Raw genomic sequence first — 10,862 nt, 5'->3', positions numbered from 1 at the left:
CATCGATGGTCAAGGAACCGTGGAGGATGGTTATGTCCGCGCCGGACGAGCAGGTTGTCGAGGCACTGCGAGCCACACTGAAGGAGAACGCCCGGCTCCAGCAGGAGAACAGCGACCTCGCGGCCGCGGCCACGGAGCCCATCGCGATCGTCTCGATGGCCTGCCGGTACGCCGGTGGTATCCGCAGCCCCGAGGACCTGTGGCGGGTGGTGTCCGAGGGCGCCGACGTCTACACACCCTTCCCCGACGACCGGGGCTGGGACCTGGAAGGGCTCTACCACCCCGATCCGGACAACCCCGGAACGACCTACGTGCGTGAGGGAGCCTTCCTCCACGAGGCGGGCCGGTTCGACGCCGCGTTCTTCGGCATATCGCCCCGCGAGGCGCTCGCGATGGACCCGCAGCAGCGGCAACTGCTCGAAGTCTCCTGGGAGGCCCTGGAGCGGGCCGGCATCGACCCCCACTCGGTGCGGGGCAGCGACATCGGCGTCTACGCCGGCATGGTGCACCAGGACTACGCCCCCGACCTGAGCGGCCACGAGGACTTCCTCAGTCTGGAACGCGCCCTCGGCACCGCGGGCGGCGTCGCGTCCGGCCGCGTCGCCTACACGCTCGGGCTCGAAGGGCCCGCCGTCACCGTCGACACCATGTGCTCCTCCTCGCTGGTGGCGACCCACCTCGCCGCCCAGGCACTGCGCCGCGGGGAGTGCTCGATGGCCCTCGTCGGCGGCTCCACCGTGATGGCCACGCCCGGCGGCTTCGTCGGCTTCGCCCGGCAGCGGGCCCTCGCCTTCGACGGCCGCTGCAAGTCCTACGCGGCCGGTGCCGACGGCTCGGGCTGGGCCGAGGGAGTGGGCGTCCTGCTCCTGGAGCGGCTGTCCGTCGCCAGGGAACGCGGCCACCAAGTCCTCGCCGTGTTGCGGGGCAGCGCCGTCAACCAGGACGGCGCGTCCAACGGCCTGACCGCGCCCAACGGTCCCGCGCAGCAGCGGGTCATCCGCAAGGCCCTGGCCGGCGCCGGGCTCGCCCCGGCCGACGTGGACACGGTGGAGGGCCACGGCACGGGCACCGTACTCGGCGACCCCATCGAGGCGCAGGCACTGCTCGCCACGTACGGACAGGGCCGCGACCCGGAGAAGCCGCTGTGGCTCGGCTCGGTCAAGTCCGTCATCGGGCACACGCAGGCGGCCTCCGGCGTGGCCGGCGTCATCAAGACGGTCCAGGCGCTGCGGCACCGAGAGATGCCGGCGACGCTGCACCTGGACGCGCCGACGCCTCAGGTGGACTGGTCGACGGGCGCCGTGAAGCTGCTGACCGAAGCGCGCCAGTGGCCGGACGAGGGCCGTCCGCGACGCGCCGGAGTCTCCTCGTTCGGAGCCAGCGGGACCAACGCCCATCTCATCCTGGAGGAAGCACCGGGGGAGGAGACGGAGACCGGCCACGAGGACGCGCGGGTCGACGCGTCCCCCGACTCCGTACCCCTCGTGGTCTCGGCCGGCACCCCCGCCTCCCTGGCCGCGCAGGCGGAACGGCTGGCGTCGTTCCTGGAGAACGGTGCCGGCGGCGCCTCGCTCACCGATGTGGCCGGGGCGCTGGCGACCGGGCGTGCGGTGCTGGGCGAGCGCGCGGTGGTCGTGGCCGGCTCGGACGACGAGGCGCTCGCCGGACTGCGTTCCCTCGCCCGGGGCGAGAGCGCGGCCGGGGTCCTCACCGGTACGGGGACACCGGGCAAGGTGGTGTGGGTCTTCCCGGGGCAGGGCTCGCAGTGGGCGGGAATGGGCCGGGAGTTGATGGACGCCTCGCCCGTGTTCGCCGAGCGGATCGCCGAATGCGCGGCGGCCCTGGAGCGCTGGGTGGACTGGTCGCTCGTCGATGTGCTGCGCGGTGACGCCGACCCGGCTCTGATGGAGAGGGTCGACGTCCTCCAGCCGGCGAGCTTCGCGGTGATGGTGGGTCTGGCCGCCGTCTGGTCGTCCGTGGGTGTCGAGCCGGACGCGGTGGTCGGTCACTCGCAGGGTGAGATCGCGGCCGCGTGTGTGTCGGGTGCGCTGTCGTTGGAGGACGCGGCGCGGGTGGTGGCACTGCGCAGCCAGGCCATCGCCGGGCAGCTCGCCGGGCGGGGCGGCATGGCCTCGGTCGCGCTGAGCGAGGACGAGGCGGCCGGGCGGCTGGAGCGCTGGGCGGACCGGGTCGAGGTGGCTGCCGTCAACGGGCCGTCCTCCGTGGTGATCGCGGGTGACGCCGAAGCGCTGGACGAGGCGCTGGACACCCTGGAAGACCAGGGCGTGCGGGTGCGGCGGATCGCCGTCGACTACGCCTCGCACACCCGGCACGTCGAGCGCATCCGCGACACCCTCGCCGACGCACTGGCCGGCATCGGCGCGCAGGCGCCGTCGATCCCGTTCTACTCGACCGTGACGGGGGAGTGGATCGAGAACGAAGGTGTCCTGGACGGCGGCTACTGGTACCGCAACCTCCGCGGCCAGGTCGGCTTCGGCCCCGCGGTCGCCGCCCTGTTGGAACAGGGTCACGGCGTCTTCGTCGAGGTCAGCGCCCACCCCGTACTCGTCCAGCCGATCACCGAGACCGTCTACGACACCGAGACCGCCACCGGCGCGGACGTCGTCGTGACCGGTTCGCTGCGGCGGCGGGAGGGCGGACTGCGCAGGCTCCACGCCTCCATGGCCGAACTGTTCGTGCGCGGCGTGCCCGTCGACTGGACGCCGGTACTGCCCGCCGGCGCCATCTCGGCCCGCGTGGACCTGCCGACGTACGCCTTCGACCAGCAGCACTACTGGCTGCGGATGGGCGGCTCGGCAACGGACCAGGCGTCGCTCGGGCTCGCCGGAGCCGACCACCCGCTGCTCGGCGCGGTCGTGGAACTGCCCCAGTCCGACGGCCTGGTCTTCACCTCGCGCCTGTCGCTCCAGACCCACCCCTGGCTCGCCGGCCACGCGATCGGCGGCGTCGTCATCGTCCCCGGCACGGTCTACGTCGACCTCGCGGTGCGCGCAGGCGACGAGTTCGGCCACGGCGTCCTGGAAGAACTCGTGATCGAGGCGCCCCTGGTGCTGCCCGAGCGCGGCGGAGTACGCGTCCAGGTCGCGGTGAGCGGCCCGAACGCGGGCGGCCTGCGCACCGTGGACGTGTACTCGCTGCGCGAGGACGGCGGCGACGGCGGCACGGACGGGTGGACACGGCACGCCACCGGACTCCTCTCCGCCGCTCCCACCACCCGGGACGACGACTTCGACTTCGCCGCCTGGCCGCCGCCCGGCGCCGAGCCGGTCGACGTCGAGAACTTCTACGGCGACCTCACCGAACGCGGCTACGCCTACGGGCCGGCCTTCCAGGGGCTGCGCGCCGTCTGGCGGCGCGGTGACGAGGTCTTCGCCGAGGCGTCCCTGCCCGAGGAACAGCGCGAGGACGCGGGCAGGTTCGGCATCCACCCGGCGCTCCTCGACGCCGCGCTGCACACGAACGCCCTCGCCGCCCCCGACGACGGACGCAAGGTGCTGCCGTTCGCCTGGAACGGCCTGGTGCTGCACGCCACGGGCGCCTCGGCCCTGAGGGTGCGGGTCGCGCCGTGCGGCCCGGACGCGCTGTCCTTCAAGGCCGCCGACGAGACCGGCGGCCTGGTGCTGACCATGGACTCGCTGGTGTCCCTGCCCGTCTCCACCGACCAGCTCGACGCCGCGGCGGCCCACGACACCCGCGACGCGCTGTTCGGAGTGGAGTGGACCGAACTGCCCGCCGCGCAGGACTCCACGACCGTCCCCGCGTGGACGCGGGTCGGCACGGCCGACGATGTGGCGGACCTGGCCCGGCGCACCGACGCCCCGGCGATCGCCGTTCTGGAAGCCGTCGCCGAGGACGACGGCGAGGGTGCCGTACTGGCCCTGACCTCGCACGTCCTCGGCGTGGTGCAGGCATGGCTGGCCGCCGACGGGCCGGCCGACTCCCGGCTCGTGGTGGCCACCCGGGGAGCGGTGCCCGCCGGAGACGGCGTCGTGACCGACCCCGCCGGATCGGCCGTGTGGGGACTGGTCCGGGCCGCACAGGCCGAGCACCCCGACCGGATCACCCTCGTCGACACCGACCCGGCCGCCACCGACGGACCGGCCGCCTTCCTCACCGCCGGCGGACCGGCGGCCGCATTCCTCGCCGCCGCGTCCGGCGACGAACCGCAACTCGCCGTGCGCGGCACCGCCCTCTCCGTGCCCCGGCTCGCCCGGGTCACCGGCCAGGTCCCCGACGAGCCCGAGGTCTTCGGCCCGCAGGGCACGGTCCTTGTCACCGGCGGCACCGGCTCCCTGGGCGCCCTGGTGGCCCGCCACCTCGTCACCCGGTACGGCGTACGGCACCTGGTGCTGGCCGGCCGGCGCGGCCCGGACACCGAGGGCGTACCGCAGCTCGTCGCCGAACTGACCGAACAGGGCGCCGCCGTCTCCGTGGTGGCCGCCGACGTCTCCCGCCGCGACGACGTCGAGGCCCTCCTGGCGTCCGTGCCGGACGAACACCCCCTCAACGGTGTGGTGCACCTCGCCGGTGTCCTGGACGACGGAGTGATCGGTGCGCTCAACCCGGAACGCCTCGCCGCCGTCTTCGCCCCCAAGGTCGACGCCGTACGCCACCTCGACGAACTGACGCGGGACCTGAACCTCGACGCGTTCGTCGTCTTCTCCTCGGCCGCGGCCCTGATGGGCTCGGCGGGCCAGGGCAACTACGCCGCCGCCAACGCCTTCCTCGACGGCCTGATGGCCAGGCGCCGCGAGGCGGGACTGCCCGGCCTGTCCCTGGCCTGGGGCCTGTGGGAGCAGAACACCGGACTGACCGCCCACCTCGGCGCCGTCGACCAGGCCCGCATGAGCCGCGGCGGCGTCCTCGCCCTGACACCGGCCGAGGGGCTGCACATCCTCGACGTCGGCCTGCACATGGGCCAGGCACTCCTCGTACCGATCAAGCTCGACCTGCGGACGCTGCGCGGCCAGGCCGCGGACGGCGGGGGAGTACCCCACCTGCTGCGCGGTCTGGTCCGCGCCGGCCGACGCACCGCCCGAGCCGCCGCCGGCGACAGCAGCGCGCTGGTCCAGCGCCTCGCCGGTCTGGCCCAGGAGGAGCAGGAGAGCGTCCTGCTCTCCGTCGTCCAGGCCGAGGCGGGTGCCGTACTGGGCTTCACCAGCCAGGACCTGACCCAGGGCACCCGCGGATTCAGCGAGATCGGCTTCGACTCCCTGACCGCCGTGGAACTGCGCAACCGGCTCAGCGCCGCCACCGGCGTGAAACTCCCCGCCACCCTGATCTTCGACTACCCGACCCCGGTCGCCCTGGCCCGCCACCTGCGCGAGGAACTCGGCGAGACGGACGCCGCGGTGGCCGGCGGCCCCGCCGTCACCGCGCCGGTCCCGGCCGCCGACCCCGGCGAGCCGATCGCCATCGTCGGCATGGCCTGCCGCCTGCCGGGCGGGGTGAAGGGCCCCGACGACCTGTGGCACCTGGTCTCCGAAGGCCGCGAGGGCATGTCCGCCTTCCCCGACGACCGGGGCTGGGACCTGGGCAGCCTCTTCGACGCCGACCCCGACCACGCCGGCACCTCCTACTCCACCAAGGGCGGCTTCCTGGAGGGCGCGGGACTCTTCGACGCGGGCTTCTTCGGGATCTCACCGCGTGAGGCGCTCGCGATGGACCCGCAGCAGCGACTGCTCCTCGAAGCCTCCTGGGAGGCCCTGGAGCGGGTGGGCATCGACCCGAGCACGGCGCGCGGAGAGAACATCGGAGTCTTCTCCGGGGTCTCCATCCACGACTATCTCGAGTCCCTGAGCAACATGCCCGCCGAACTCGAAGGCTTCGTCACGACCGCCACCGCGGGAAGCGTGGCCTCGGGCCGGGTGTCGTACGTCTTCGGCTTCGAGGGCCCGGCGGTCACCGTCGACACGGCGTGCTCGTCGTCCCTGGTGGCGATGCACCTGGCCGCGCAGGCCCTGCGCCAGGGCGAGTGCTCCATGGCGCTCGCCGGCGGCGTCGCCGTGATGGGCTCGCCGATCGGCGTCCTCGGCATGTCACGCCAGCGCGGCCTGGCCGCCGACGGCCGCTGCAAGGCCTACGCCGACGACGCCGACGGCACCGTCCTGTCCGAGGGCGTCGGCCTGGTCGTCCTGGAACGCCTGTCGGTGGCACGGGAGCGCGGCCACAAGGTCCTCGCGGTGATCCGCGGCAGCGCGGTCAACCAGGACGGCGCGTCCAACGGGCTCACCGCACCCAACGGTCCCTCGCAGCAGCGGGTGATCCGCAAGGCGCTCGCCGGCGCCGGGCTCTCCGCCACCGACGTCGACGTGGTGGAGGGCCACGGCACGGGCACCGTACTCGGTGACCCGATCGAGGCGCAGGCCCTGCTGGCGACCTACGGCAAGAACCGCGACGCCGAACGGCCGCTGTGGCTTGGTTCGTTGAAGTCGAACGTGGGTCACACGCAGGCGGCCGCGGGTGTCGCCGGTGTGATCAAGATGGTGCAGGCGCTGCGGCACGGCGTCATGCCGCCCACCCTGCACGCCGGACAGCCCAGCAGCCGGGTGGACTGGTCGGACGGTGCGATCGAGCTGCTGACCGAGGCACGGGAGTGGCCGCGGGACGGCCGGCCCCGTCGGGCGGGTGTGTCGTCGTTCGGCATCAGCGGGACGAACGCGCACCTGATCCTTGAGGAGGCGCCTGCCGAGGACGAGGGCCCGGTCCGGGCTCCGTCGTCCGGTGGTGTGGTGCCGCTGGTTCTGTCGGCGCGGAGTGCGGGGTCGCTGTCGGGGCAGGCGGAGCGGCTTGCTGCCGTGGTCGGTTCCGAGGGTGTGCTGTTGGAGTCCGTGGCCGGTTCACTGGTGACGCGGCGGGCTCTCTTGGGTGAGCGCGCGGTGGTCGTGGCCGGATCCGACGCGGAGGCTGTGGCCGGTCTGCGGGCGCTTGCGCGGAGTGAGAGCGCGTCTGGCGCGGTGGCTGGGAGGGCCGGTTCCGGGGCGCCGGGCCGGGTGGTGTGGGTGTTCCCGGGTCAGGGCTCGCAGTGGGCGGGCATGGGCCGGGAGTTGATGGACGCCTCGCCCGTGTTCGCCGAGCGGATCGCCGAATGTGCGGCAGCCCTGGAACCGTTCATCGACTGGTCACTCGTCGATGTGCTGCGCGGTGACGCCGACCCGGCTCTGATGGAGCGGGTCGACGTCCTCCAGCCGGCGAGCTTCGCGGTGATGGTGGGTCTGGCGGCCGTCTGGTCGTCGGTGGGTGTACTGCCGGACGCGGTGCTTGGTCACTCGCAGGGTGAGATCGCGGCGGCGTGTGTGTCGGGTGCCCTGTCGTTGGAGGATGCGGCTCGGGTGGTGGCGCTGCGCAGCCAGGCCATCGCCGGGCAGCTCGCCGGGCGTGGTGGCATGGCCTCGGTCGCGCTGAGCGAGGGCGAGGCGGCCGGGCGGCTGGAGCGCTGGGCGGACCGCGTGGAGGTGGCCGCCGTCAACGGGCCCTCGTCCGTGGTGATCGCCGGTGACGCCGAAGCACTGGACGAAGCACTGGAGGCACTGGCCGCCGACGGTGTCAGGGTGCGGCGGGTCGCGGTGGACTACGCCTCCCACACCCGGCACGTCGAGGACATCCGCGACACCCTCGCCGAGACCCTCGCCGGAGTCACGGCCAAGGCCCCGATGGTCCCGTTCTACTCGACCGTGACGGGGGAGTGGGTCGAGGCCGAGGGTGTCCTGGACGGCGGTTACTGGTACCGCAACCTCCGCGGCCAGGTCGGCTTCGGCCCCGCGGTGGGGGAGCTGGTCCGTCAGGGCCACGGCGTCTTCGTCGAGGTCAGCGCCCACCCGGTGCTGGTGCAGCCGATCACCGAGATCCTCGACGGTACCGACACGTCGGCGGCCGATGCGGTGGTGAGCGGTTCCCTGCGTCGTGAGGATGGCGGCCTGCGTCGTCTGCTCACGTCGATGGCCGAACTCTTCGTGCGCGGCGTCCCCGTCGACTGGTCCGGTGTGCTTCCCGAGGGAGCCACCTCGGCCCGCGTGGAACTGCCCACGTACGCCTTCGACCACCAGCACTACTGGCTGGAGACGGCGGGGTCGGTGACGGACGCGGCGTCGCTCGGACAGGCGGCGGCGGGCCACCCGCTGCTCGGCGCGGTGGTGCGGTTGCCGCAGACCGACGGGCTGGTGTTCACCTCCCGTCTGTCGTTGAAGACGCAGCCCTGGCTCGGTGATCACCGGGTCGGCGGTGTCGTGCTGGTGCCCGGCACGGGGCTGGTGGAGCTGGCGGTGCGGGCCGGTGACGAGGCCGGGTGCGGGGTGCTCGAAGAGCTGGTGATCGAGGCGCCGTTGGTGGTGCCCGAGCACGGCGGGGTGCGCGTGCAGGTCGCCGTGGGCGGCCCGGACGACACCGGGTCGCGCACCGTGGAGATCTACTCCCAGCGTGAGGACGCCCCGGGCGACGGGGCCACGTGGACGCGGCACGCCACCGCCACCCTGACCACCGCATCAACCGCCCCGCAGCAGGGCTTCGACTTCACCGCCTGGCCACCGCCCGGCGCGGCCGTGGTCGAGCCGGCCGGCCTCCAGGCGGAACTGGCGGAACGGGGCTACGAGTACGGCCCGGCCTTCCAGGCAGTGCGGGCCGTGTGGCGGCGCGGCGACGAGGTCTTCGCCGAGGTCGCCCTGCCCGAGGAGCACCGCGAGGAGGCCGGCCGGTTCGGGATCCACCCCGCGCTGCTCGAAGCCGTCCTCGGCGTCCCGTCGGTCGGTGCCGCGGCGGCGGAGAGCGAGGGTGTGCGCCAGCCGCTCGACTGGAACGGTGTGGTCCTGAACGCCGTGGGCGCCTCGGCGCTGCGGGTGCGGCTGCTGTCCGCCGGCCCCGACACCGTGGCGCTGGATGCGGCCGACGAGACCGGTGGCCCGGTGCTGTCGGCGCGGTCGCTGACCATGCGCGCCCTGACCGCCGAGCAGTTGGCGCGGTCCGCCGACACGTCGGCCGCCCAGTCGCTGTACGTACTGGACTGGACGGAGACGCCCGAGGCGCAGGGCGGCGCGCCCGAGCCCACGTGGGTGACGGTCGGCACCGCCGAGGACGTGACCGCCCTGGCCGGGACGGAGGCCGTGCCGCCGGTCGCGGTCCTGGAAGCCGTCGGCGGTGACGGTGACGACGCCGCGCTCGCGCTGGCCTCCCGGGTCCTCGGCGTGGTGCAGACCTGGCTGATCACGGACGGCCTGGAGGAGTCGCGCCTCGTGGTGGCGACCCGGGGCGCGGTGCCCGCCGGGGACGGCGTGGTGACCGATCCGGCCGGATCGGCCGTGTGGGGGCTGGTGCGCGCCGCGCAGGCCGAGAACCCCGACCGCATCGTCCTCGTCGACGCCGACCCCGCGTCCGCCGACGCGGCGACTGCCGTCGTGGGGGCCCTGGCCCGGGTGGACGAACCGCAGATCGCCGTACGCGGCACCGCGCTGTTCGTGCCCCGCCTCGCCCGCGCCACCGGCGACCTGCTCCCGGACACCCCGTCGGAGATCGGCGCTCACGGGACCGTACTGGTCACCGGAGGCACCGGCTCCCTCGGCGCGCTCGCGGCCCGGCACCTGGTCACGCGGTACGGCGTACGGCACCTGATCCTGGCCAGCCGCCGTGGTCCGGACGCCGAGGGCGCCGAGGAACTGGCCGCCGAACTGACCCAGCTCGGTGCGGCCGTGGAGATCGTGGCCTGTGACGTGTCCGACCGCGGCCAGGCCGAGGCCCTGCTCGCCAAGGTGTCCGAGGAGCACCCGCTGCGCGGAGTCGTCCACACGGCCGGTGTCCTGGACGCCGGTGTGATCGGGACGGTGACGCCGGAGCGGCTGGCGCGGGTGTTCGCGCCGAAGGTGGACGCCGTACGCCACCTGGACGAGCTGACCCGGTCGCTGGCTCTGGACGTCTTCGTCGTCTACTCGTCCGTCTCGGCGGTCTTCATGGGTGCGGGCAGCGGCAGTTACGCGGCGGCCAACGCCTACCTGGACGGCCTGATGGCCAACCGTCGCACGGCGGGACTGCCGGGGCTCTCGCTGGCCTGGGGCCTGTGGGAGCAGACCGACGGCATGGCGGCCAACACTGACGACCTCACCCGCTCCCGGATGAACCGGCGCGGCGGCCTCCAGGCGATGCCGCTGACCGAGGGCATGGAACTGTTCCACTCGGCGCTGAGGGCCACGCAGTCGCTGCTGGTGCCCGCCAAGCTGGACCTGCGGGGAGTTCGCGCCGACGCCGCGGCCGGCGGGGAGATCCCGCACATGCTGCGCGGCCTCGTCCGCCCCGGCCGCCAGACGGCCCGCACCGCCTCCACCCAGGACGGCGAGCTGCTGCGCCGCCTGGCCGGACTCTCGGCCGCCGACCGGGAGAAGGCGCTGATCGACCTGGTACGCGCCCAGGCCGCGTCGGTGCTCGGACACGACGGGCCGGACGGGGTGCGGGCGGACACCGCGTTCAGGGAGACCGGGTTCGACTCGCTCACATCCGTGGAACTGCGCAACCGGCTGCGGGCGGCGACGGGACTTCAGCTTCCCGCCACCTTGGTCTTCGACTACCCGAACCCGCAGGCCCTCGCCCGTCACCTGCACACCGAACTGTTCCCGGACGGCGGCACGGCCGCCCAGGACGTGGACGAAGACCGGCTGCGGCGCGCACTCGCGTCGCTCCCGCTGGACCGGTTCCGGGCCGCCGGACTGATGGATGCCCTGGTCAAGCTGGCCGCCCTCGACGACGGCGCAGCGGCGGTCGGCGTGCTCGACGACGCCGACGAGGAGAGGGCGGTCGCCGAGCTGGACGTCGACGACCTCGTGCAACTGGCACTCGGCGACAACTGACCTGCGAATTCGTTG

At 73.8% G+C, this 10,862-nt stretch carries 1 protein-coding gene; it reads left to right on the top strand.

Features of this window, described 5'->3' with window-relative positions:
* Positions 1 to 32: 32 nt before the first annotated feature.
* Positions 33 to 10,847: a type I polyketide synthase gene (locus tag ACZ67M_RS34340; RefSeq protein WP_469853952.1), complete on the top strand. Its 10,815-nt coding sequence runs from the start codon at positions 33 to 35 to the stop codon at positions 10,845 to 10,847.
* Positions 10,848 to 10,862: the final 15 nt, after the last annotated feature.

Source organism: Streptomyces sp. NPDC107500 (assembly GCF_055582785.1).
The sequence above is the reverse complement of the archived record's forward strand: the minus strand, read 5'-3'. Positions and strand labels throughout refer to the sequence as shown.